Source organism: Marinobacter salinexigens, assembly GCF_008370345.1.
Lineage (GTDB): Bacteria > Pseudomonadota > Gammaproteobacteria > Pseudomonadales > Oleiphilaceae > Marinobacter > Marinobacter salinexigens.
On record NZ_VTUU01000002.1, the window covers coordinates 229374 to 252957 of the forward strand.

The 23584-nt window shown below is 55.9% G+C and carries 21 protein-coding genes and 2 tRNA genes; 10 read left to right on the forward strand and 13 right to left on the reverse strand.

The annotated features are described in order from the left end of the window. Positions 1–7: 7 nt before the first annotated feature. The 7 genes from FWJ25_RS05535 to FWJ25_RS05565 all read right to left on the reverse strand — a co-directional run bounded on the left by FWJ25_RS05535 (position 8) and on the right by FWJ25_RS05565 (position 5745). Complete coding sequence (locus FWJ25_RS05535; RefSeq protein WP_149599268.1) at positions 8–802, reverse strand: glycerophosphodiester phosphodiesterase; 795 nt, start codon at positions 800–802, stop codon at positions 8–10. Continuing rightward, positions 799–1926 (reverse strand): 3-deoxy-7-phosphoheptulonate synthase, encoded by a 1128-nt coding sequence (locus tag FWJ25_RS05540; RefSeq protein WP_149599269.1) that lies wholly within the window; start codon positions 1924–1926, stop codon positions 799–801. Before FWJ25_RS05540 ends, FWJ25_RS05535 begins: the two co-directional genes overlap by 4 nt. 12 nt (positions 1927–1938) lie before the next feature. Continuing rightward, positions 1939–2385 (reverse strand): tellurite resistance TerB family protein, encoded by a 447-nt coding sequence (locus tag FWJ25_RS05545; RefSeq protein WP_149599270.1) that lies wholly within the window; start codon positions 2383–2385, stop codon positions 1939–1941. A gap of 27 nt (positions 2386–2412) precedes the next feature. Further along, complete coding sequence (gene tal / locus FWJ25_RS05550) at positions 2413–3378, reverse strand: transaldolase (RefSeq protein WP_149599271.1); 966 nt, start codon at positions 3376–3378, stop codon at positions 2413–2415. 117 nt (positions 3379–3495) lie between these two features. Next, positions 3496–4503: a tRNA dihydrouridine(20/20a) synthase DusA gene (dusA, locus tag FWJ25_RS05555; protein ID WP_246166665.1), complete on the reverse strand. Its 1008-nt coding sequence runs from the start codon at positions 4501–4503 to the stop codon at positions 3496–3498. A gap of 127 nt (positions 4504–4630) precedes the next feature. After that, positions 4631–5272 carry an RES family NAD+ phosphorylase gene (locus tag FWJ25_RS05560; protein WP_149599273.1) on the reverse strand — a complete coding sequence of 214 codons (642 nt, stop codon included), beginning with the start codon at positions 5270–5272 and terminating at the stop codon, positions 4631–4633. Between the two features lie 26 nt (positions 5273–5298). Then, positions 5299–5745: a DUF2384 domain-containing protein gene (locus FWJ25_RS05565; protein WP_149599274.1), complete on the reverse strand. Its 447-nt coding sequence runs from the start codon at positions 5743–5745 to the stop codon at positions 5299–5301. A 234-nt stretch (positions 5746–5979) separates the two neighbouring features. On the opposite strand from FWJ25_RS05565, the gene pxpB reads away from it, so the two are divergent. The 4 genes from pxpB to FWJ25_RS05585 all read left to right on the forward strand — a co-directional run bounded on the left by pxpB (position 5980) and on the right by FWJ25_RS05585 (position 9533). Beyond that, positions 5980–6693, forward strand: coding sequence for a 5-oxoprolinase subunit PxpB (pxpB, locus tag FWJ25_RS05570; protein WP_149599275.1), 714 nt, complete (start codon positions 5980–5982; stop codon positions 6691–6693). Continuing rightward, entirely contained in the window at positions 6694–7632 is a 939-nt protein-coding gene (locus tag FWJ25_RS05575) for a 5-oxoprolinase subunit C family protein (protein ID WP_149599276.1), read from the forward strand. A gap of 136 nt (positions 7633–7768) precedes the next feature. Next, positions 7769–8539: an SDR family oxidoreductase gene (locus FWJ25_RS05580; protein WP_149599277.1), complete on the forward strand. Its 771-nt coding sequence runs from the start codon at positions 7769–7771 to the stop codon at positions 8537–8539. A gap of 79 nt (positions 8540–8618) precedes the next feature. Then, entirely contained in the window at positions 8619–9533 is a 915-nt protein-coding gene (locus FWJ25_RS05585) for an AEC family transporter (protein WP_149599278.1), read from the forward strand. On the opposite strand, the gene FWJ25_RS05590 is transcribed toward FWJ25_RS05585, so the two are convergent. Further along, positions 9510–10493, reverse strand: coding sequence for a zinc ABC transporter substrate-binding protein (locus tag FWJ25_RS05590; RefSeq protein ID WP_149599279.1), 984 nt, complete (start codon positions 10491–10493; stop codon positions 9510–9512). The genes FWJ25_RS05585 and FWJ25_RS05590 overlap by 24 nt on opposite strands. Before the next feature lie 162 nt (positions 10494–10655). On the opposite strand from FWJ25_RS05590, the gene gltX reads away from it, so the two are divergent. From gltX to FWJ25_RS05605, 3 genes are all read left to right on the forward strand, one after another. After that, positions 10656–12134: a glutamate--tRNA ligase gene (gene gltX, locus FWJ25_RS05595; RefSeq protein WP_149599280.1), complete on the forward strand. Its 1479-nt coding sequence runs from the start codon at positions 10656–10658 to the stop codon at positions 12132–12134. Positions 12135–12263: 129 nt separating this feature from the next. Continuing rightward, positions 12264–12339, forward strand: a tRNA-Ala gene (locus tag FWJ25_RS05600). A 7-nt stretch (positions 12340–12346) separates the two neighbouring features. Next, positions 12347–12422 (forward strand) — tRNA-Glu (locus FWJ25_RS05605). Between the two features lie 165 nt (positions 12423–12587). Here the strand turns inward: FWJ25_RS05605 and FWJ25_RS05610 are convergent. Next, on the reverse strand, positions 12588–13439 hold the full coding sequence (locus tag FWJ25_RS05610; RefSeq protein WP_149599281.1) for a 6-pyruvoyl trahydropterin synthase family protein: 852 nt from the start codon (positions 13437–13439) through the stop codon (positions 12588–12590). Positions 13440–13624: 185 nt separating this feature from the next. On the opposite strand from FWJ25_RS05610, the gene FWJ25_RS05615 reads away from it, so the two are divergent. Next, positions 13625–14164 (forward strand): nucleotidyltransferase family protein, encoded by a 540-nt coding sequence (locus FWJ25_RS05615; RefSeq protein ID WP_149599282.1) that lies wholly within the window; start codon positions 13625–13627, stop codon positions 14162–14164. Here FWJ25_RS05615 and FWJ25_RS05620 read toward each other — a convergent pair. From FWJ25_RS05620 to FWJ25_RS05630, 3 genes are all read right to left on the reverse strand, one after another. Next, a complete protein-coding gene (locus FWJ25_RS05620; protein WP_149599283.1) occupies positions 14153–15238 on the reverse strand; it encodes a response regulator in 1086 nt (361 codons plus the stop codon). The two genes, FWJ25_RS05615 and FWJ25_RS05620, sit on opposite strands and share 12 nt — an antisense overlap. A 53-nt stretch (positions 15239–15291) precedes the next feature. Continuing rightward, positions 15292–16533 carry a PEGA domain-containing protein gene (locus tag FWJ25_RS05625; protein ID WP_149599284.1) on the reverse strand — a complete coding sequence of 414 codons (1242 nt, stop codon included), beginning with the start codon at positions 16531–16533 and terminating at the stop codon, positions 15292–15294. 114 nt (positions 16534–16647) lie between these two features. Continuing rightward, positions 16648–17109 (reverse strand): hypothetical protein, encoded by a 462-nt coding sequence (locus FWJ25_RS05630; RefSeq protein WP_149599285.1) that lies wholly within the window; start codon positions 17107–17109, stop codon positions 16648–16650. A 98-nt stretch (positions 17110–17207) separates the two neighbouring features. On the opposite strand from FWJ25_RS05630, the gene FWJ25_RS05635 reads away from it, so the two are divergent. Beyond that, complete coding sequence (locus tag FWJ25_RS05635; RefSeq protein WP_149599286.1) at positions 17208–20132, forward strand: insulinase family protein; 2925 nt, start codon at positions 17208–17210, stop codon at positions 20130–20132. A 65-nt stretch (positions 20133–20197) separates the two neighbouring features. Here FWJ25_RS05635 and ppsR read toward each other — a convergent pair whose 3' ends face one another. Further along, on the reverse strand, positions 20198–21013 hold the full coding sequence (ppsR, locus tag FWJ25_RS05640; RefSeq protein WP_149599287.1) for a posphoenolpyruvate synthetase regulatory kinase/phosphorylase PpsR: 816 nt from the start codon (positions 21011–21013) through the stop codon (positions 20198–20200). A gap of 180 nt (positions 21014–21193) precedes the next feature. On the opposite strand from ppsR, the gene ppsA reads away from it, so the two are divergent. Then, entirely contained in the window at positions 21194–23566 is a 2373-nt protein-coding gene (gene ppsA / locus FWJ25_RS05645) for a phosphoenolpyruvate synthase (protein WP_149599288.1), read from the forward strand. Positions 23567–23584: the final 18 nt, after the last annotated feature.

Genomic DNA, 23584 nt, shown 5'->3' on the forward strand with positions numbered 1-23584 from the left:
CACGCCATCATCCTGCGGGCAGCACTCGGCTGCCCGGCATTCCTTCTGTCCCGTTCAGGGGAAGTGTCATCAGCGCCCGCGCGCGGTTGTCGAAGAACATACGCGAACTGGTCGGGTAGTCGGTGATAATGCTGTCCACGCCCATTTCTTCCAGTTGTAGCATGTCGTGAATGCGATTGACCGTCCAGGTAGATACGTGCATCCCGCGGCGATGAGCGTTTTCCACCAAGGTTCTGGAGCACAGTTTCCAGTTCAGGATCAGGTATTCGCAGCCCAGACGCATAGCGGTGTTCAGAGGCCGCGGAAACTTCCGTTCTGCAACAAGACCAATATGGATGTGCTTGTTCCTGCGCCGGATTTCCTTCAGGAACCAGGTATCGGTTGAGGTGATAACCACCCGTTGATACAGATCCCGTTTCTGAATAATCTCCGTTACCCGGTTACACAGGATATTCAGCCTCTGGCGGTTGTCGGTCTTCACCTCCAGTTGCAGGTGTTCCAGATCGTCAAACTTGTCCAGAAGGTCGTTGAGGGTAGGGATGCCGACCGCTCGTGGCCACGAGCTGGTGTTGCTGCGTGCGTCCATAGTGGCCAGCTCGTCAGCCGTATAGCTGAATACGTTACCCTTCTGGCCTGTTGTGCGGTCGACCGTCAGGTCGTGAATCAGGACCGGTATGCCGTCTTTTGACAGGACCAGATCCAATTCAAAATGCCGGATTCCATGACGATAGGCATGGATGAACCCCGGCAGCGTATTTTCGGGAGCCTCACCTTTGGCTCCCCGGTGTCCGTAGACGATCATTCTGGTGCTGAATCCTTCAGGCGTTGGTAAATGTCTCTTCGTTTTTTCCACGTGTCATGGCACAGGCGAATGTCTTCAAGGTAGGCTGACAATTCTTTCATCAACAGCGCCTGGGGGCCATCGACCAGAGCTTTTTCCGGTTTCGGATGGAAGTCGACCAGTACCATGTTGGCACCGGCAATAACACCCTGAGCCGTTGCGTGCATGACATCCAGAATGCCGTCAGGTGAGGCCTCACGACTGCCTACGGAGTGGGATGGATCAACGCAGACAGGCATGCGCGTCAGGCGTTTTACCGCAGGCACATGAGCGAAGTCCACCATGTTGCGATGGGGTTGGCCCGCCTCGGTTTTCATACCCCGCAGGCAGAACACGACATTGGCGTTACCTTCACTGGCGAGATATTCTGCCGCATTGAGGGATTCGTTCAGGGTGATGCCAAAGCCTCGCTTGAGCAGAACCGGGTAGGTGCTCTGGCGACCGATGGCCTTGAGCAGCTCGAAGTTCTGGGTGTTGCGGGTACCTACCTGCAGCATGACCCCGGTAGGACGCCCCAGCTTTTCGAGGCAGGTATCAATCTCTTCGATATGACTCTCATGAGTGATCTCCATGGCGATCACCTTGATACCATGCTTTCCGGCCTTCTCGAAGACCCAGGGCAGACAGCCCTTGCCGTGACCCTGGAACGAATAAGGGTTGGTGCGGGGCTTGTAGGCGCCCATACGGGTACACACTTCACCTTGATCCTCGAGGGCTTTGAGGATCATTTCCACGTGTTCAGGGACATCCACCGCGCACAATCCGGCGAACACGTTGAGGTTGTCCTGGTTGAACTCTACCCCGTTGTAGTTGAACCCGCTCTGGCGCCGGTCATCCTTGTGGCGGCCAAGAATCCGGTAGTCATCGGAAATCCGGATCGCCCGTTCAACAGCCGGGAGTGCTTCAATTTCTTCTTTGTCCAGTGACTTGGTGTCACCCAACAGATAGATTTCCGTCAGACGCTGGCTGGCACCCTGAACTTCATGGACCCGCAGGGACACTCCGGGCAGGTTCTCCAGATAATGCAGGGTCTGGCGGTACCCTTCGCTGTCCAGAGGGGTATTAGGATGAAGAATCGCTAGCATACTGTCTCCTTGTTAACCGGCGCCTTCTGCGCGGTGTCTCGCCTGCATGTATTCCCTGTGATTAAGGTGCAGCAGGTCGGCCATGCGGCGAATCAGGTGCTCTTCGTATTTGTCGATGCGACCGTCCGCGAATGCGACTCGCCAGATATTTTCGAGCAGAATCTGCTTTGCGTCCTGATCCAGGCTTTCGTTGATCTGGCCGGTGAACTCGTACATGGATGTGGCATCATCGGCGTGATCGAGGGCATCCTTCAGGATCTCTTCGGCCTCTTCCCGCGTCACCTGGTTGGCTTTGACGGCACAATCGACGATGGTCTGGAGTTCACGGTCATCCTGATTGCTGTCGACCCGGGCCAACTGCACCATAAGCGACGTGGAGGCTATGGCCAGTTGGCGGGCGTCCGGAGCTTTTCGCTCCGGGGCAGGTGCCGAGAAAAGTTGTTTCAGGCGTTCAATCATAGTTGGATCAACAGCTCCGCTTGTGTATCAGGCCGCCTTGGCCAGTTGCCGGACACGGTTTTCCAGCTCAATCTGATCAACGGTAAATCGGCGAATGCCGTCTGCCAGTTTCTCGGTGGCCATAGCGTCTTCGTTGGACTCCCAGCGGAACAGTACCTCATCGATTCCGCCGAAGTTGTCCGAAGATGAGGCGTTTTCCGGAGCCAGACGGCGGCTGAGACTGCCGGTGTCGTCCTGCAACTCCTGCAACAGGGAAGGGCTGATGGTCAGACGGTCACAGCCCGCCAGCATTTCAATCTCCCCTGTGTTACGGAAACTGGCGCCCATAACCACAGTGTCGAACCCTTTGGTTTTGTAGTAATTATAGATCCGGGATACCGACAGCACACCGGGATCTTCTGCTGCCGGGTAACTGTCACGCCCTGAGTTAGCCACGTGCCAGTCCAGAATGCGGCCTACAAACGGCGAGATCAGGAATGCACCTGCTTCGGCGCAGGCGGCAGCCTGAATAAACGAGAACAGCAGCGTGAGGTTGCAGCGAATCCCTTCCTTTTCCAGCTGTTCAGCTGCCCGGATGCCTTCCCAGGTGGAGGCGATCTTGATCAGTACGCGATTAGTGTCCACTCCCTGTTTGTCGTAGAACTCGACGAGGCGTCGGGCGCGGTCCAGGGTACTTTGGGTATCAAAAGACAGTCGTGCATCGACCTCGGTGGATACAACGCCCGGGATCAGGTTGAGTATCTCGCGTCCCGCCAGTACAGCCAGCATGTCGGTGGCGATGGCTAACTGGTCGGCATCCGATCCACCCAGACGCCGGGCTTCGGCTACGGCCTGATCCAGCATGGGGCGATAGGCATCAGAGGCAGCCGCTTTCAACAACAGCGACGGGTTGGTGGTGGCATCTTCCGGCCGCCATTTTGCAATGGCGTCAATGTCTCCGGTATCGGCCACCACGGTGGTCATGGTCTTCAGTTGGTCGAGCTTGTTCGTCATTCGTCCTGTCGTCCCGGTTGAACTGTTTTGTAGGCATCCGTCTCCCGGATGTGGTGTTAATGCCTACAATAGCGGGCTGCTCTGACAGGAACAAGACAACAAAAGGTATGGAGACGATTACGCTTCCGCAATGGCGGGGTTTTCATGCTCGCGTACTTTTTCCAGGGCGGCCTGGATTACTTCAATTCCGGCGCCACGCTTGTGAGCATTCTCGCTGATATAGCGACGGAACTGGCGGCCGCCGGGAATGCCGTGGAACAGGCCCAGCAGGTGGCGGGAGATGTGAGTAAGGAACACCCCACGCTCGAGTTCGCTTTCGATGAATGGGATCATGGCGCGCAGGGCCTCATGACGAGTCTGCACCGGTGCCCGCTCGCCAAAGAACTCGGGGTCTACCCCGGCCAGCAGCCAGGGGTTATGGTAGGCCTCGCGCCCCAGCATCACGCCATCGGTGTGTTGCAGGTGGTCGTGGCACTCATCAAAGGTTTTGATGCCGCCGTTAATGATGATTTCCAGATCCGGATAGGTCTGCTTCAGGCGGTACACCCAGTCGTATTTGAGCGGCGGAATATCGCGGTTTTCCTTCGGGCTCAGGCCTTCCAGAATGGCAATGCGGGCGTGGACGATGAACGTCCGGCAGCCAGCGGCAGCCACTTTCTCAACAAATTCACACAGTTCGTCCCAGGATTCGCGGCCATTGATACCGATGCGATGTTTGACGGTAACCGGCAGGTTGGTCGCGTCGATCATCGCCGACACACCCTCGGCTACCTTGTCCGGGTGCCCCATCAGGCAGGCGCCAATCATATTGTTCTGAACCCGATCACTCGGGCAGCCAACGTTCAGGTTCACCTCATCAAACCCGAACTGTTCAGCCAGTTTTGCACATTGTGCCAATTCACCGGCATGACTGCCGCCTAATTGAAGCGCCAGGGGATATTCCGCCGGGTCGTGGCGTAAAAAACGCTGGGTATCGCCGTGGATCAGGGCGCCAGTGGTGACCATCTCCGTGTAGAGCAGCGTGTGACGGCTAAGCAGGCGGGCCAGGTAACGGAAGTGTGGTGTCGTCCAGTCCATCATTGGTGCCACCGAGAAGCGGCGCGAGAGGCCAGTGGTCGGGGGCATGGTGTTTTCTGGGGGCAATACGGACATTTCAGGAACCTGTTTGCGACAAACTCTGGGGTATACGTGTCATTGAGCGGTGTAGTTTAACAGGAAGGGGGGTGTGATTTCTGTAGGGCTTTGGCGAAGGCTATAGCGGACAGTACTCTTCCAGTCGCGCATATTGTGTAAACCGTTCCCCATTCCATTGCAGCACATAGTGCCCTGACTGAATAACCGGAGTCGTCGCTGAGGGCCGGAGCAGGGCAATGGCTTCGGCGCCGGGATGGCGGATGGAGCTGAACAGAACGCCGTATTCACCGGCATTCAGGAGATCGGCTGCCATACGCTGTCCTGGCGCGTAGTTGGTGTCGTGCATGTATTGAGACTGGTTGCGCAGATCCACCAGAGGCTCTGCGGTGTGGCCGGTGTAACACCTGACGACTGCGGAGTAATCATTCGTTACCCCGAACCCCTGCCACACCTTGCCCGAGTGATAGACCCATTCCCGGAGTGCGGTTTCAAGTGAATCTCCGGCATAGTATGCCCCGCGTGAAAGCGTATTGAAGCGGCCTTCAGCCGGGTAGCAGAATGAGGCCATGACCGGCCCCCAGCCTGGGCCGTAGCGAAAATCCGATTCGTCGACATACCGTGGCCAATGAGCCACCCGGTCGCTGGTGGCGGACTCGAGTTCGCCGAGGATCATGGCGTCATCGCTCTCAAAGCAGTCCAGCGGGGGGTACTTGCTGTGTATGACCCTGTGATGCTTCCATTCCGGCTTTATGTGTTCCACCGGGTGCTCCTTATATCATTTATGCGTCAGCCGCGCATGGCGTCAAGGTTGCGGCGCACGTAATAGAGAGCGTCCATGGAGCCCTGTTCGAGCAGATAGTCCCGGATGGATTGGCCCCTCAGCCCCATGAGTTCCACAGGCTTCTGGAACCATTCGTAGGCCAGGCGCTCATGCCCCGCTGGTGAGAGCAGGGTAAGGGCCTTGTGGATTCCCAGCAGCAAGCTGATCCTGTCCATGGTGTCGCGAGAGACCTCAACCTGATCTCCGCCATTGATCCGCCGTTGCCAATCAGTGAGTGTGCGCCGGCGAACGCCGCCCAGAAGGGTTCCGAGGTCGTCCATTGTCAGGCCCCAGAGTTCACGGCGTTCAAACAGCCAGCGCAGCCCCGCTGTGCTGTGTACGGCTGTCAGTGCAGGACCTGATCTGGATGGCGGTGCGGTATCAGTTGGCTGATGGTGTCCCAGGCCGATCATGGGGTCGCCTCCTGTTGAATGTGGATTGCTCACTGTTGTTATTGTGAAAGTTTAGTGCCTGGGATGTGTATAGGCAAATATGCTCAGATTGGGTATTTGTGGGAATTATTGCCTATGCATGTTTCCCTTCGGGCAGATACACTGTGTGTTCATGACGACAACGAGGCGTCCGTGACGGTACCTGGAGCCATCCGGGCTGTGCTGGATGACGATGTTAGGTGGCAGACAAGTAGAATGAACAGATCTCCCCGGATAGAGAACGCCGGTGTTGGCGCCTGGCTGGTGCGGTTATTCGACATGATCGAAGAGCAGAACCTGCCATGGGTGATGGCGCTGGCCCGGGAGTGTGAACAGACCTTTGGAGTGGCATTGATCGATCTTGTGCCATCTTACACAACACTCCTTGTTCAATATGACCCTCTGAGGATGTCTCCGGATCAGGCCAGGGGCTTGCTTCAGCAATTGGTATCCGCACTGGCTGTGACGGACGATGGAGGTGATAGCCCGGTCCGGGAGCTGCCGGTGTGGTATGACCCTTCGGTGGGCCCTGAACTTCTGGTCCTTGCAGAGGGCAAAGGGCTGAGCGTGACCTCATTAATCGAACTGCATACAGCGCCTGTCTATCAGGTATTTGCGCTGGGCTTCGCACCCGGATTTGCCTTTATGGGTTCGGTGGATCCTGAACTTCGGGCCCCCAGATTGGCGACACCGAGAAAGCGGGTTTACCCGGGCAGCGTTGCGATTGCCGGAAGTCAGACCTCCGCTTATCCGGCGGCGTCTCCAGGCGGCTGGAACCTGATCGGGCGTACACCCACGGTGTTGTTTGACCGGAATCGTGAACAGATGAGTTATTTCCAGGTGGGCGATAAAGTCCGGATGGTCTCTGTCAGCAAAGACGAGTTTCTCCGCCTCGGTGGCGACACTACACCTCAGGAGGCTGACGGATAAATGGCACACGTTTCTGGTTTTGAAACGCTCCGGTCGGGGCCGCTGGCTTCCCTTCAGGATGCCGGGCGTTTTGGTGTACGTCACCTGGGTATTACTCAGGGCGGCGCGGTGGATCTGCATGCTTGGGCCTGGGCCAACTGGCTGGTTGCGAACCCGTGGGGAGCTCCTGCTCTCGAAATTACGTTCGGTGGTTTGCAATTGAAAGCCATGGAAGATCTCTACCTGGCTATTTCAGGTGCTGACCTGGGTGCTGAGATCGACGGCGAACCACCGCCCCCCTGGTCTGCCTTCATGATGCGGTCTGGTCAGGTGCTTGAGTTCAAGGCACCACGTTCGGGATTGCGGGCTTATCTGGCGGTCTTCGGCGGGTTCCAGGCGGAGCCGGTACTGGGGAGCTGTTCCGGGGTTGTGCGCGAAGGGCTGGGCGGCCATGACGGACAGGGGCGTCAACTGGCGGTGGGAGATCGCCTGCAGGTTCGCCGGGAGGCCATCGAAAACACTCCATGTAACCGGGCCGTGCCTGAGATCGAAAAGCTGGATTATACCGGGCTTGCTGAGCTTGAATTTGTGTTGGGCGCACAAGCCGGTGAATTCAGTGGCGTCAGCCTTTTTGAATTTTTCAATCGCCAGTGGGAAGTTGACAGCCGTTCTGATCGAATGGGAATCCGCCTGCAGGGGCCGGCGCTGAAATGTGCGATTTCCAACATGGTATCTGAGGGGCTGGCTCTCGGTGCGGTACAGGTGCCGCCGGACGGCCAGCCCATCGTGTTGATGAATGACCGGCAAACCATCGGTGGTTATCCGAGGCTGGGTACCTTGCCGCCTCTTGCATGTAGCCGATTGGCCCAGTGCCAGCCGGGTAGCGAGGTCAGCTTTCGGCCGGTATCGCTTGAGCGGGCACATAGGGATTACATAGAGTTTGTTCGTCGGTTTCAGTGACGCTTGTTCCCCGGCAGGCTAAGCCCTCGCCACAAACTGATCAAACACTTGTTTAAGTTTGGCGTTGGTGTTTATCTACACCCTGGACGTCGTGGGCGTTTCCAGATGAATTCACCAACAAAAACGGACTTAACACATGACCCAATCGATCTTTATTACCGGCGCCGCTGCCGGCATAGGCCGGGAAACTGCTCGGCTCTTCGCTTCCAAAGGCTGGTTTATCGGTGCGGCCGACCGCGATGAGCAGGCGCTGGCGGAACTGAAAACCGAGTTGGGGGAGGGTGCCTGTTCGATTCATGTGATGGACGTGACAGACCAGGCTTCGGTTGCCAGAGCTCTGGCGGATTTTGTTCGTCACACGGATGGCAAGATCCATGCGCTGCACAATAACGCGGGCATTCTTCGGGTTGGTGCATTTGAAGAGATCGAAATGTCTGTTCATCGGGCCATTGTTGATATCAACGTTGTTGGCCTGATGAATGTCCTGCACGCGGCTTTCCCCTATCTCAAAGAAACCCCGGGTGCCGTCGTGGTGAATATGAGTTCAGCATCTGCGGCCTATGGTACACCGGACTTTGCCTCATACTCGGCCAGCAAGCATGCCGTACGCGCGATGACGGAGGCGTTGGATATCGAGTGGGAAGAGCACGATATTCGCGTCTGTGATCTCATGCCTCCGTTCGTGAACACCGGAATGGTTCAGGACAATGCCGGTGCATCGAAGCTGTTTGATTCCCTGGGTATCAATTTGAAGCCAGAGCAGATTGCCCGGGAAGCCTGGGCGCAGGTTCAGTCTCCCCGCTTGCATCGGCCCATTTCTGCACAGTTCAAAGCGCTGTGGCCAATTACCCGTTCCGCGCCGACCAAAGTCACGCGCACCATTCTCAAAAAGCTGCGGGGACGCTAACCTCAGCACTTTGTATACGGGACGCTGGATAGGGCATTTGTTAAGCTTCGTCGCAGTATCGCACTGTCTGGAGGTTTGAATGCCCGTCGTTGTGCAGGCGCTGTTTCCTGTATTCACCCTGATTCTGCTGGGTTACTTCCTCAACCGGGTGCAATTCCCGGGTGGCGACTTCTGGCACCAGGCTGAGCGCTTCACCTATTATGTGCTTTTCCCGGTGATGCTCGTGTTCAAGCTGGGTCAGGCCCGGCTCCCGCCTTCGGCCTATACTGACATCGCCATTCTTATCTGTTCCATGTTGCTGGCCATGACTCTGGTGCTTGTATTGGCCCAGTGGTTCTGGAAATGGCCCGGTGCGGTGTTCTCTTCGGTCTACCAGGGAGCGATCCGCTTTAACTCCTATGTAGGCCTGGCGGCGGGCGGCATGCTGCTGGGTGATGACGGGTTATCTCTGACAGCGATTTCAGTGGCGGTTATGGTGCCACTGCTCAATCTGCTCTGCATTGTGATGTTCTCGCTGGTGTCCAGCCAGGACAAGGTGCGGTTTGCGCCGCTGATGAAGGCCATTGTCACCAATCCACTGATTGTCGGATCGGTGATTGGCGTACTCTGGAGTTTCTTTGAAGTGGGTTTTCATCCGCTGTTAGCGGGCATTCTGGCTCCGCTCAGCAACCTGGCTTTACCCATGGGCCTGATGACGGTCGGGGCGGGTCTGCATCTGAAGGCGCTCAGCGGCGCATCTGTTCCGTTCCTGGTCTCGTCCGTGCTCAAGCTCTTTGCCTTCCCCGTGATGGCTGCCGGCCTTGCCATGCTGCTCGGGATAGAAGGGCTGCTGGTTCAGGTGATTGTGCTGCTGGCGGCGCTGCCAACTGCCACCTCGGCCTATATTCTGGCCAGGCAGCTGGGGGGCGATGCGCCGCTCATGGCCGGCATTATCAGTGGCCAGACATTGCTGGCCATGATTTCCATTCCCTTAATGCTGGCTTTCCTCTGGTAGGCATTTCAGCACGGCGTCAGCGATGCTGTGCTGGAATTCCAGATAGCCTGTTGCCGAAACCTCGACATCGGTGGCCAGCGGGTCCCAGGTGCTGAAGGACACGTCCAGTCCGCGAGTAATCGATGTCCACCACTGCCGGTTGAACTGAGGCTCGGTCAGCAGGCAGGGGTGAGTGGCATCTTTCAGCTTGTTTTGAACCTCTGCGATGTGACGGGCTCCGGGCGACAGCTCCGGGTTCAGTGTCAATACATCCACCAGTTCCAGTTCATAGTGTTCTGCAAATCGGGTGAATGCCTCGTGGTAAGCAAACAGGCTGATGTCACGGGCTGGCGCGAGTTTGTCCCGGATGGCGGCTTCGGTTTCGGCAACCTGGGCTTTAAACCGGGCCAGATTGCGGTCCAGCAGCTCGGTGTCAGCACTCTCCAGTGCTGCCAGTGCATCCCGAATCCGCTCGGCCATTTCAATGGCCATTTCCGGGTCCGTCCAGATATGCGGGTCTTCCCCGTCACCATGATCATGACCGTGGCCATGGCTGTGCTCTGTAGGCTCTTCTTCATGGTGGTCCGGTTCGTGGTGGTCGTGATCGTCATGCTCTTCATGCTCGTCACCTTCCAACTCATGCTCCGCGCCGTCTTCTGTTGGCATCAGGGCGATGGACCGCGCCTCGAACTCGTGGCCACTGAGAAGACGGGTCAGAAAGCTCTCCATATCAGGACCTACCCAGAAGATCACATCGGCATTTTCCAGAGCCCGTCTCTGGGAGGGCTTCATGGTGTACGTGTGAGGGCTGGAGCCGGCCGGAACAACGGTGCTGGTGTGCACGTCATCTGTGGCAATAGCATGGACCAGAAGTTCAAGGGGTTTAATCGAGGTAACAACTTCCGCGGCTGTAGAAACAGAGGGAAAGGCGAGTATAGCGCTTGCGGTAATGGCGGCAGCGAGGGTGGAGCGTTGATGCATGATGTGATCATCCAGCAGATTTAACGAAATGTTATAATATTACATTAAGGCGGGTGGTTAGCCAATAGGGCGGGTATCGGAATTGCCGGTTATGCGAAACACCGGGCGGGTCGGTATAATGCCGGCCTTAATAAACGGCCACCGATAATTCAGGAAGCTTTCATGACAGTACGTACCCGAATTGCCCCTTCACCCACCGGTGATCCTCACGTTGGTACCGCCTACGTGGCCCTGTTCAATCTGTGTTTTGCCCGTCAGCATGGCGGCCAGTTCATTCTGCGGATTGAAGACACCGACCAGGTTCGCAGTACCCCGGAATCCGAACAGGATATTCTGAAGGCACTTCGCTGGCTGGGGCTGAACTGGGATGAGGGCCCGGATGTTGGCGGCCCTCATGGCCCGTACCGTCAGTCAGAGCGCAAGGATTCCTATCGCCAGTACGCCGAAGATCTGGTTACGGCAGGCCACGCGTTTTACTGCTTTCGTACTCCTGAAGAACTGGATGCCATTCGTGAAGAGCGCAAAGCTGCCGGCCTGAACCCGGGTATCAAGGGTGATCTTGAATTACCCGAAGAGGAGGTCAAGCGGCGTCTGGATGCGGGTGAGCCTCACGTAATCCGCATGAAAGTGCCGGATGAGGGCGTGTGCGAGATTCAGGACATGTTGCGTGGGGTGATTGAAATCGACTGGGCGCAGGTCGATTGCCAGATTCTGCTCAAGTCTGATGGTATGCCGACATACCACCTGGCCAACGTGGTTGATGATCACCTGATGCAGATTACCCACGTGTTGCGGGGCGAGGAGTGGATCAACTCGGCTCCCAAGCACAAGCTTCTGTATCAGTACTTTGGCTGGGATATGCCCGAGTTGTGTCATCTGCCGCTTCTGCGCAATCCGGATAAGAGCAAGCTGTCCAAGCGGAAAAATCCCACCAGCATCAATTTCTATGAGCGCATGGGGTTCCTGCCGGAAGCAGTGACCAACTACCTTGGCCGCATGGGCTGGTCCATGCCGGATGAGCGGGAGAAGTTCTCTCTGGATGAGATGATTGAGAACTTCGACATCCAGCGAGTTTCCCTGGGTGGCCCGGTATTTGATGTGGAGAAGCTTCGCTGGCTAAACGGTCAGTGGCTGCGTGACGACCTGACAGAGCAGCAGTTCGTGGAGCGCATGCGCCAGTGGTGGTTTAACGAAGATGCCCTGCAAGCGCTGATTCCCCATATCAAGGGTCGGGCAGAGGTATTCTCGGATGTGGCTCCGATGGCTCAGTTCATGTTCTCGGGTATGCTGAATCTGAAGCCGGAGGATTTCAGCCATAACAAGCTGGAGGAGGCGCAGATCAAACGGGTGCTTCAGTTTACGCTTTGGAGGCTGGAAGCCCAGCGCCATTGGAGCAAAGAAAATATCTTTGCAGATGTGAAAGCACTGGCCAAAGCCATGGATCTGAAAATGGGGGATTTCATGTTCTCCATCTTTGTGGCCATCGCCGGTACGCCGAACTCCTGGTCAGTTATGGACTCTATGGCGTTGCTGGGGCCGGATATGACCCGTTCGCGTTTACGCCATGCGCTTGATGTACTGGGCGGTTTCTCGAAGAAGGAAACCAAAAAAGTGGAGAAAGAGTACGCCGCTCTGGGTTGATCTGGCTGCTAAATAACCGCTTTGTGCAAGAAGTAAACGGCTGCAGTACGAATGTTCAGAAAACTGATAAAAAGTGTGTTTTAAAGGTTGACGCCCATAGGGCGGATCCTTAATATACGCAGCCGTTGAGGGGCCATAGCTCAGCTGGGAGAGCGCAACACTGGCAGTGTTGAGGTCAGCGGTTCGATCCCGCTTGGCTCCACCAATTTCTAGTCCCCTTCGTCTAGTGGCCTAGGACTCCGCCCTTTCACGGCGGCAACAGGGGTTCGAACCCCCTAGGGGACGCCAATACGGCTTGACGGTTTAGTCCACCGGATAGCCATCAAAAAAACCGCCTTCGGGCGGTTTTTTTGTGCCTGACAGAAAGTCAGGGAGCAATTCGGCGAAAGCCAGGTAATAAAAAAGGCCGGAAGAATATTCTCCAGGCCTTTGCTTCCGGGTACAGACCCTGCATTACCGCTCGGCAATCGCGCCCTTGCCTACACCCTCGTATGCCTTGACCCGAATGGAATCAGTCGGGAACTCCAGCTTTAGCTGGTCTGCAATGTGGGCCGCGATTAGCTCAACCGTCGTGTCCGTATCCAGCATATACACCTGTTCCTCCGGCAGTGTCAGACCAAATTCGCCCTGATTTGCCTCATACTCGAAGGTGATATAGCGAATGCCATCCTCGCCCACATGACGGCGGGCAACGTCTTCCTCCGAGCCCACATAGATATCCTGCCAAAGGATGGCCCAACGCTGTTCCAGGTCGTAATCCCGGTGGCCGTTGCGATCAATCCGAATAGGGGAGCGGTGGCCGTGGGCGATGCGCTGGCAGTTGCCCAGGTGTTTCTTGAGTCCGTGGACATAATGGTAGTAGGGACCTTCGATAACCTCTTCCCGCAGGTTAATCTCAATCGAGATGACGTTTGCCGGCAGGACCGATTTAAGTTCCCGCTCCAGTAAGGCTGCAACGGCCGATGGCACTACCCGCTCGGAAGAGAGCCAGACCACAGCTTCGTCCGGGCCACGGTGGACCAGTTGGCCGCCGGTGGTCAGAGTCCAGCTGAAGGTGTCCGGTTCATCATCATTCAGAGTCAGGCCTTCGTAGCCGCGAGGGATCACCAGGCGATGATCTACGCGCTCGTCGATAACCCGTTTAATCGTGCGTTTTACGTTACTGAAATCGAACACCATACCCTGTTCGTCGAGGTTTCCTCCCAGGACGACGTCCACGATCCAGCTTTCACCGACCAGCCCTCTTGAAGGGTCCAGGTAGGCAAAATCGATAACAGTCAGGTTGTCCACAAACAGGTGATTCATCAGGTGTCCGGAAGGGTATGGTTGATTGATGGGCGAATTCTAGCAAAAATCGGGGTCTACGGCAGTCTGGCACAGTGCCAGCGTTCATTGCTTCTGGCTATTGGGGTGAGAAAATAAACCTGTCTCCTGTTTCAAACGATCAGCAATTTCCGGTACTTGTGCTAGCCGCCGGGGCATCCAGTCGAATGGGGCGGCCAAAGGCTCTGTTACCGCTCAAGGAGGGCGGGGGTGTCCTGCTGGATCGGGCAATTGCTCAGGCCAGGGTGCTGAGCCGAGATGTACGCGTGGTGTGTGGTGCCTGGTACCCATTGATACGCTTTCGTGTGGCGGTGCCGCCATCTGCCTGGCTGCGAACCCCGGATTGGCATGAAGGGCTCTCTGCGTCAATCAGGCGTGGGCTGCTATCGTTGGGTCCCGAGGTGAAAGGGGTGTTTATTCTGGTGGCCGATCAGCCGCTACTCGGGATTGCTGAGCTCAAGGCCCTTGGGAAGGCCGCGCGTTATGTTCCGAACCAGCCGGTTGCTGCGGACTATAACGGTTGGCCGGGTGTTCCGGCCTATCTGCCCCGCTGGCTCTGGCCTTACGCCAAGTCGTTGGACGGTGATCAGGGCGCGGGCCGGCTTTTAGCGGAAGTCAGCGCTACTCGGGTCGGGATTCCAGGTGCCCAGGACGACGTTGATACATTGGAAGACTGGGACCGAATAAGGCATCGCTTAGCCGAGTAGGCCTGATAACCACGCAATTCCGACGCTGAAAATCCCGAGGCTGATCGCCAGGCCCACGGTATAGATCTTGGAGGCCGCAGTTTGCTGCTGGGCCACGAACAGGTCTATGGTGCGCTGGGCAATGTCTTCAGCGGTTTCACGGGAGATCTCGTGGGCTTGCTGAATGGCTTCAGACTGCAATGTTTGCCAGAACTCGGTATCGATGGTTTGTACGCTGGTGATGTGGTCTTTCAGCTCAGCCATGTGCTCGCCAGTGAAGCCCGTGTTTTGCTTCAACTCCTTCTTCAGTCCAGCGAGTTCCTGAACGAGGTTCAGGTTTACTTCTGCCGCCACGTCGTCCCGCAAGTGACGGGTACGCTCTTCAATCATGGCTTCCATGGCATCCAGCTTTTCCTGAATCACGCCTTCCTGTTTGTGCCGGGATTCATCCAGAGCTCGTTTGAGATGGTCGAATTGCTCATCAAACAGTGAACTGAGCAGTTCGTGCAGACGGTTGTTGATATGGGTTTTCACCGCCGAGCGGGCGATCTGTTCAATCAGCTCGCTGGTCAGCGGTACCGAGCTGGACTGAGGGGTGTAATCCGGTTCTTTGTCGGTCTTCGGAGACATTGCCACGGAGGCATTCGGAGCTACGTCGAGGCGGTCTTCCTCGTCGATTGCCAAATCTGCTGGTGGTGCTTCTGGCAGGGTGCCTTCCGTAACGTCCCGGTCGAGCTGGTCGAGTACCAGGGACAGTCCTTCGGTGTGAGGGGGCTTGGTCAGAATGTTATAGACACCGAAGTTTTTGGCCTCGTCCATAAAGCTGGAGGACTTCTTGGATGTGCACATGATGATCGGAATGGAGGCGGTGTCCGGGTTGCCCTTTATGGCCTTGGTGGCTTCGACACCGTTCATCCCCGGCATCAGGTGATCCATGAAAATCACATCTGGTCGGCTCTGGCTGTTCAGGAAGTCCAGGGCTTCCTCGGCAGACCCGGCCATGTTGACTTCCATATCACGACTTTCCAGCAATTTGCTCAAGGCAAAGCGTGCCACTTTCGAGTCGTCCACCAGCAGAGCGTTCTTGATCGCCATGTCACTACCTCAATCCTGTACTACAAGCGCGTGTGTTATCGGGCTGGCGCCAGTCACCAGCCTTCCAGTTGCGGGCATTGGGTTGCCCGGTAGCTCTTTTCCCGATAACAGACACCGGGTTCCGTGGTGCGGGCAGTGAACATTTCTCCTGCCGCTGTTGTCAGGCGAACCTGTCCGTATGGTTTGCCATGTTTGAAGGTTGCTTCGATGGAACTGCCGTTTGGGTTGAGAAGCAATCCATGCCCGTGAAATCGACCTTCCATGTACTCACCTTCGTACTTTTTGCCATCGGCAAAAATCTCCGAACCCTTGCCATGGAAGGCTCCATTAGAGAACTCGCCTTCGTAGTGACGGCCATCCGGGTAGGTCAGGGCGCCACGTCCGTGGAATTCGTCATCTCTGAAACTGCCGACATAAAGCATGCCGTCTGCTGTCGTGATGGAACCGTGGCCGTTGAGGCGGCCACGCTGCCAGTTGCCGGTCAGGATATCTCCGTTAGCCATTGTCAGGGTGCCCTTGCCGTTAAACTGGTCGCCTTCGAACTCGCCGGAATAGTACGTGCCATCCGCATCGCGCCAGGCGCCTTCACCACTGCGCTGACCTTGCTCCCAATCACCTTCGTAACGACTCCCGTCAGGGTACCAGGCTGTTCCTTCGCCGCTGAATTGTCCATCCATGAAGTGACCCTGGTATTTCAGGCCGTTGTCATCCTGGTAGGTGCCATCCCCGGTTTTCACTCCGCCGGTCCAGGTTCCGTTCTTATAATCAACGGTGGTGTAGGCGTGTAACTTTGCTGCCAGGGTCAGTTCATTACCGGCTTTCAGTGAAATGCTTTGGCTCCATGGTTTGAAGCCGTCTTTGCTGATCACAACGTCATACTGACCAGGCTTAAGTTCGAGATCCAGGCGGGTTGCGCCGTAAGGGGTGCCATTGATCGTGACAGTGTCATCCGTCACATTGGAGCGTAAAACCAGCTTTCCGGTGGTCGGTGCCGGTTTATCCGGCTCAGGGGTCGGTTCCGTTTCCGCGAGAGTAAAGGGCTCACTGACACGGCCCGTTGGGGGGATCATGGCCTCTGTGGATTCGGCCATGGCAAGCATTTCCGGCTCTTCCGAACGCGGGGTAGTGATGAAAATCTCTGGTTCTGCTTCGATATCCGCAGCCTGAACCGATTGTGATCTGGCTTCCTCTGCCACGTTCAGCGCCATGTCCCTCTGTACCGACGCATAGCCGGCGGTGACCAGCAGCATCAGAGCGAGTGCGTTAATAAACAGAAGTGGCCTGAAATCGACCATGGCGGAACCTCTTGATCCTGATTTCCCTGGAACCCGTCTACCTGGTCATCTTAACCAGTGATTGCAACGCTATGTAACGAAAAGTGACTGGATTTGATGAGAATGCTGGCCAAATCACATTTTATCCGGAAGCTGATCATGGTTAAGTTGTTCCCAGGATCTCATGTACACGTCAGCTTCATATTCGTAGGGAGACCGGAAGGGAGTCAGTACGAAATCAAATACCAGGAATATGAACCCGATTGAGGCCCATGCAATGGTCAGGGTACTGAGGGTCGTTGCCTGTACTTCCGGGTTTGAGTTCACGAATTCCTGGAGCATGGGGATGAATTCGGAGGCCATCACTACCGGATTGAAACTGGCCAGCACGAAAGGAATCCAGAAGGCGATGAATACCGGGAAAAAGCCAAAAGACCACAACACGCGTCGCAGCAGATAAATTGCAACTTCGCGCCAGAAACGGTGTCTGATTTCAGGAACCTTGCGAATGCGCTCCAGATATCTCCGTCTCTCGGCCCAGTAAGCTGCAACTTCGGGGGCATCCACGGGTTTTGTCTGAGGAGGGGTGGTGGTCATGGATCGCGATACTACCTTATCGGGTCTGGACTGTGCATGATAATCGAAACTACGTGTTACCCTACAAGTCTACAAACGTTAAAGACAGGATAGTTTGAATGGCTGCAGTGATCGACAACGCAACCCATCCGGCCTTTGAAAAGCTACGCACTCACCGGATTGGCACCCTCAACCTTGATGTTGAGGAATATCGCCACAAAAAGACCGGTGCCCGCCATCTGCATCTGGCGGCAGACAACGAGGAAAACGTATTCTTCGTGGCCCTGCGGACCTTCCCCATGGATTCCACTGGGGTGGCTCATATCCTGGAGCATACTGCCCTGTGTGGCAGCGAACGCTATCCGGTGCGTGATCCGTTTTTCATGATGATCCGCCGTTCGCTCAATACCTTCATGAACGCGTTCACCAGCAGTGACTGGACAGCGTATCCATTTGCGTCCATGAACCGAAAGGATTTCGACAACCTGTTGTCGGTCTATCTGGACTCCGTGTTCTTTTCCAAGCTGGATCAGATGGACTTCTCTCAGGAAGGGCATCGCCTGGAATTCGACAAACCGGAAGATCCGGAAACCGATCTGGTGTACCGGGGTGTTGTTTACAATGAGATGAAGGGCGCCATGAGTTCGCCGACATCACAGCTCTGGCAGAACCTCAGCAGTTACCTGTTCCCGACGACCACCTACCATTACAACAGTGGTGGTGAACCGGACCATATTGTTGATCTGAGTTATGAAGATCTGGTGAAGTTCTACCGTCACCATTACCACCCGAGCAATGCCATTTTTGCCACCTACGGCAACATTCCTGCGCGCGAGCACCATGACCGTTTTGAAGAATTGGCGCTCAAACGTTTTGATCGCCTGGACATCGAACTGCCGGTGCATGATGAGAAGCGGATGTTCGCTCCAATCAGAGTGGAACAAGGCTATGCAGTCAATGAGGGTGAAGGGACTGATAGCAAGACTCACATTGTGATGGGCTGGTTGCTGGGACACAGTTTTGACCTGCAGGAGAATCTGGAAGGCCAGTTGCTTTCCGCAGTGTTGCTGGAAAACAGCGCATCGCCGCTGATGCGTGCTCTGGAAACCACCGATCTGGGCCATGCGCCTTCACCGATGTGTGGTCTGGAAGACTCGAATCGGGAAATGACGTTTGTTTGCGGTATCGAGGGTAGTGAGCCCGAGAAGCAGGCTGAACTGGAAGCACTTGTTGAAGGTACCCTCAATAAGGTTGTTGAGGACGGCGTCAGCGAGGAACGCCTGGAAGCTATTTTGCACCAGCTTGAGCTGCACCAGCGGGAGATTGCGGGTGATCAGTTCCCATATGGTCTGCAGTTGATCATGAGCGCTATTGCTCCGATGGTACACGGCGGTGACCCGGTTGAGCTGCTGGATCTTGAGCCGGTATTGGCGACCCTTCGGGAGAAAATCAAGGATCCGCAGTACGTTCCAAACCTGATCCGCAAAAAGCTTCTTGATAACCCGCACCGGGTCACCTTGACCCTGCGCCCGGATGACAAGTTGGAAGCCCGTCGCCAGCAGGCCATTCGTGAAGCGCTGGCTCGCCGGAAGGCTGAGCTGACTGAGGATGAAAAGCAGCAGATCGTTGATCGGGCAAAGGCTCTTGAAGAGCGGCAGATGAGCAAAGACGACATATCCATTCTTCCAAAGGTGGATCTGACCGATGTGCCCTTGCAGATGCCCGAGCCGGAGGCCCGTTTCGACGGCGATATTTCAGCAACAGTTTATGCCCGGGGGACGAATGGTCTGGTCTATGAGCAGGTGATCGTGCCGGTTCCTGAGCTCTCTGAAGAAGAGCTGTTGCTGATCCCGTACTACACCACTTTGATCTCCGAAGTCGGCTGTGGCGACCTGGACTACCTGCAGATGCAGGACCGTATTTCTGCTGAATCCGGCGGCATCGGGGCTGCCTTCAGTTCGAAAGGGCGTATTGACGATGTTCAGGATCTGTCCGGGTACATCATCTTCAACGGTAAAGCGCTGGCCCGGAACCGTGGTGCGCTGACCAGACTGCTCAAGGACGTTTACACCAGTGCCCGTTTTGATGAAAAAGACCGAATCCGGGAAATCATCGCCCAGATTCGCGCCCGTCGGGAACAGGCCGTTACCGGCAGTGGTCATGCGCTGGCGATGGGAGCCGCTGCCCAGGGTATGAGTCCTGGCGCCTGGCTATCTTTCCGTTTGGGTGGCCTTGAAGGTATTCGTGGCACCAAGCAGCTGGACCAGGCCCTGAAGGATCCGGCCGAGCTGGAGGCGTTGTGCAGCAAGCTGGCGGCGTTGCATCGAAAGATCAATCAGCAGCAGCGTCAGTTCCTGGTTATTGGCGAGGAAGAACAGCTTTCAGCCATGGTGGATGATCTGAAATCAGGCTGGGAGAATGAGTCCGGTGTCAGCGGCGGAGGCTGGAAGTTTGAGCCAGTCAGCTACACCACCAGGGAAGCCTGGTTGACATCAACCCAGGTCAATTTCTGTGCGAAGGCCTACAGTACGGTGCCGGTAGATCACCCTGATGCGGCGGCATTGACGGTTCTCGGCGGATTCCTGCGTAATGGGTATCTGCATCGGGCGATCCGGGAGAAAGGTGGTGCCTATGGCGGAGGCGCAGGTCAGGACAGCGTTAACGGTACGTTCCGCTTCTTCTCCTACCGAGATCCCCGTCTGGCGGAGACCCTGGAGGACTTTGACAAGTCGCTGGAGTGGCTGCAGGAGACCGAGCACGATGCGCAGGAGCTGGAAGAGTCCATTCTCGGCGTGATTGGCCAGCTGGATCGTCCTCGCTCGCCTGCAGGTGCTGCGCGTCATGCTTTCCATAACAAACTGTTTGGTCGCTCTCCGGAGCAGCGCGCGCGTTTCCGTGAGCGGGTATTGGCTGTGACTCTGGAAGATCTGAAACGGGTTGCCAGTACCTGGCTGGTGCCGGAAAAGGCCAGTATGGCGGTTGTCACCAGCCCGGAAAGCCGGGAGCTGGTTACTTCCCTCGGGATGTCCGTGCAGGAAATGTAATCCCCGGAAGTTGAATCAGAAAGAGGGCCCTCAGGGCCCTCTTTTTTGTTGCGTGGGTGCGTGCTTCAGCGATTCCGTTTAAGCCCTGTGGTCACCATGATTCGCGTTGAGATCTCTTCGACGGAGTAGGCGGTTGTGTTCAGATAGGGAATCCGTTCTCTGCGATACATCAGTTCGATTTCTTCGATTTCGTGCATACACTGCTTAAGTGAGGAATAGCGGGAATTTGGCCGTCGTTCATTACGGATAGTGGCCAGCCGCTCCGGATCAATAGTGAGCCCGAAGATTTTCTGTTTATGGGCCCGCAACGCCCCCGGGATCTTCTGGTCTTCCAGGTCTTCTTCTGTGATTGGATAGTTTGCCGCCTTGATGCCATATTGCAGCGCCAGATAAAGGCATGTGGGGGTCTTGCCACTTCGAGAGGCGCCCACCAGGATCAGGTCCGCTTCGTCGTAGTGGCGTGTGCGCGCGCCATCATCGTTATCGAGAGCAAAATTCACAGCGTTGATGCGGCGCTCGTAGCCTCCGGCATTGTTGATTGAATGAGATTTCCCGACGGTATACGAAGAAGATGATTGCAATTCCTGCTCCATCGGGCTCAGGAATGTGCCGAAAATATCCACCATGAATCCGTCTGCCGTAGCGATAATCGCCCGGATGTCGCTGTTAACGATGGTATCGAACACCAGAGGGCGTTCACCGTCCGATTCTGCGGCCTTGTTTATCCGTTTGACCATGTCCCGGGCCTTTTCTTCATCATCAATGTAAGGCACGGTGACTCTCTCGAATTCAATCTTTTCAAATTGGGCCAGCAGGCTGTGGCCGAGTGCTTCAGCAGTCAGCCCGGTGCCGTCAGAAATGAAGAAAGCGGTACGTCTCATGGCAAATTGTCCGGTGATGAGTTGTCCGGGACTTGGTTATGTCCCTAGGTAATTTCCGCAGGTTACAGTATCATACACGCCAAGTTCGAGACCCCGCAGTGGATATTGCTTACTTCAGACCCGTCGATATCCTGCTGGCCGGGCAGCCTCTATGTAATACAGATTCAAGGGAGACGTGCTTTGGAAGATTACATTATCTGGTTTGATCACCTGGGAATGTCCGATGTAGACCGGGTGGGCGGTAAAAACGCTTCTCTCGGTGAAATGATCAGTAATCTCGCCAACGCAGGTGTTACCGTCCCGGGCGGTTTCGCGACTACGGCTCATGCCTATCGCGAGTTTCTGGCCACCGACGGACTGAAAGACAAGATTGATAACGCTCTGGATGTTCTGGACGTTAATGATGTGAACGAACTGGCTCGTGTGGGCGCCCAGATTCGCCAGTGGGTTATTGATACAGACTTCCCCGAAGCTCTGGAGACTGCTCTGGAAGAGGCTTATGCCAAGCTTCGAAGCGGAAACGAGCATATGGCTGTTGCGGTGCGTTCCTCTGCTACCGCAGAAGACCTGCCGGATGCGTCCTTTGCGGGCCAGCAGGAAACGTTCCTCAACGTCGTCGGCCTGGAGCAGGTGCGCACCTCTGTGAAGGAGGTTTTCGCTTCTCTGTTTAACGATCGCGCGATTTCCTACCGTGTTCACCATGGCTTCGACCACAAACTGGTGGCCCTGTCTGCGGGTATCCAGAAAATGGTACGAAGTGAAACCGCGGCCAGTGGCGTTATGTTCACCCTGGATACCGAATCCGGTTTCCGTGATGTGGTATTTGTGACTGCATCCTATGGCTTGGGTGAGACGGTGGTTCAGGGCGCTGTAAACCCGGATGAATTCTACGTACACAAGCCGACTCTGGCTGCAGGCCGGCCGTCTGTGCTGCGCCGTAACCTTGGTAGCAAGGCCATCAAGATGGTTTACCACAGCAACCCGGGCGAGGGTGAGTTCGTGGAGACCGTCAAGGTTGATCAGGAAGAGCGTAACCGCTTCTCCATTACTGATGCTGAGGTCGAAGAGCTGGCCAAGCAGGCCATGATCATCGAGAAGCACTATGAGCGCCCGATGGACATCGAGTGGGCCAAAGATGGTGATGACGGCAAGATCTACATCGTTCAGGCCCGTCCTGAAACAGTCAAGAGCCGTGCATCAGCTAATGTGATGGAGCGTTACCTGCTGAAAGAAACCGGCAAGGTATTGGTGGAAGGTCGTAGTATCGGTCACAAGATCGGTAGTGGTCCGGTCAAGGTGATCACCAGCATTAACGAAATGGATCGGGTCCAGGCCGGCGACGTTCTGGTTACCGATATGACCGACCCGGACTGGGAGCCGGTCATGAAACGTGCTTCTGCGATTGTCACGGACCGCGGTGGCCGGACCTGTCATGCAGCGATCATTGCCCGTGAGCTGGGTATCCCTGCGGTTGTGGGCTGTGGTGATGCCACCGAGCTGCTGAAAGAAGGTCAGGAAGTTACCGTTTCCTGCGCCGAAGGCGACACCGGCATGATTTACGAGGGTGCACTTGACTTCGAACTGCGCGAGAACACCGTAGACTCCATGCCGAATATACCGTTCAAGATCATGATGAACGTAGGCAACCCGGATCGTGCCTTTGACTTCCAGGCGCTGCCGAACGAAGGCGTTGGACTTGCCCGTCTGGAGTTCATCATCAACCGTATGATCGGCGTACACCCGAAGGCGCTGTTGAACTTTGATGGCCTGCCTCGCGACGTCAAGCAGACTGTTGAGAAGCGTATCTCGGGCTATGACTCTCCCGTTGATTTCTACGTAGACAAACTGGTTGAGGGAATCTCTACCCTGGCTGCGGCATTTGCGCCGAAAAAGGTCATTGTTCGTCTGTCTGATTTTAAATCCAACGAATACGCCAACCTGATTGGCGGTACGCTCTACGAGCCGGACGAAGAAAACCCGATGCTGGGCTTCCGTGGTGCTTCCCGTTATATCTCGGAAACCTTCCGGGATTGCTTCGAGCTTGAGTGCCGTGCCCTGAAGAAGGTTCGTAATGAAATGGGCCTGACGAATGTTGAGGTCATGGTGCCATTCGTTCGTACGGTTGGTGAAGCGAAGCAGGTTGTGGATCTGCTGGCTGAGAATGGCCTGAAGCGTGGCGACAACGGCCTGCGGGTTATCATGATGTGTGAGTTGCCGGCCAATGCCTTGCTGGCGGATCAGTTCCTGGAGCATTTCGATGGCTTCTCCATTGGTTCCAACGATCTGACTCAGCTTACTCTGGGGCTGGACCGGGATTCTGGCATCATTGCTCACTTGTTTGATGAACGTAACGATGCGGTCAAGGTGCTGCTGTCCAACGCGATTCAGGCGTGTAAGAAGGCAGGTAAGTACATCGGTATCTGTGGTCAGGGACCGTCCGATCATCCGGACCTTGCCAAGTGGCTGATGGAACAGGGTATTGACACTGTCTCTCTGAACCCGGATTCGGTTCTGGATACCTGGTTCTTCCTGGCCGATGAAAAGATCGACTGAGCCCCATTATTCAATCCA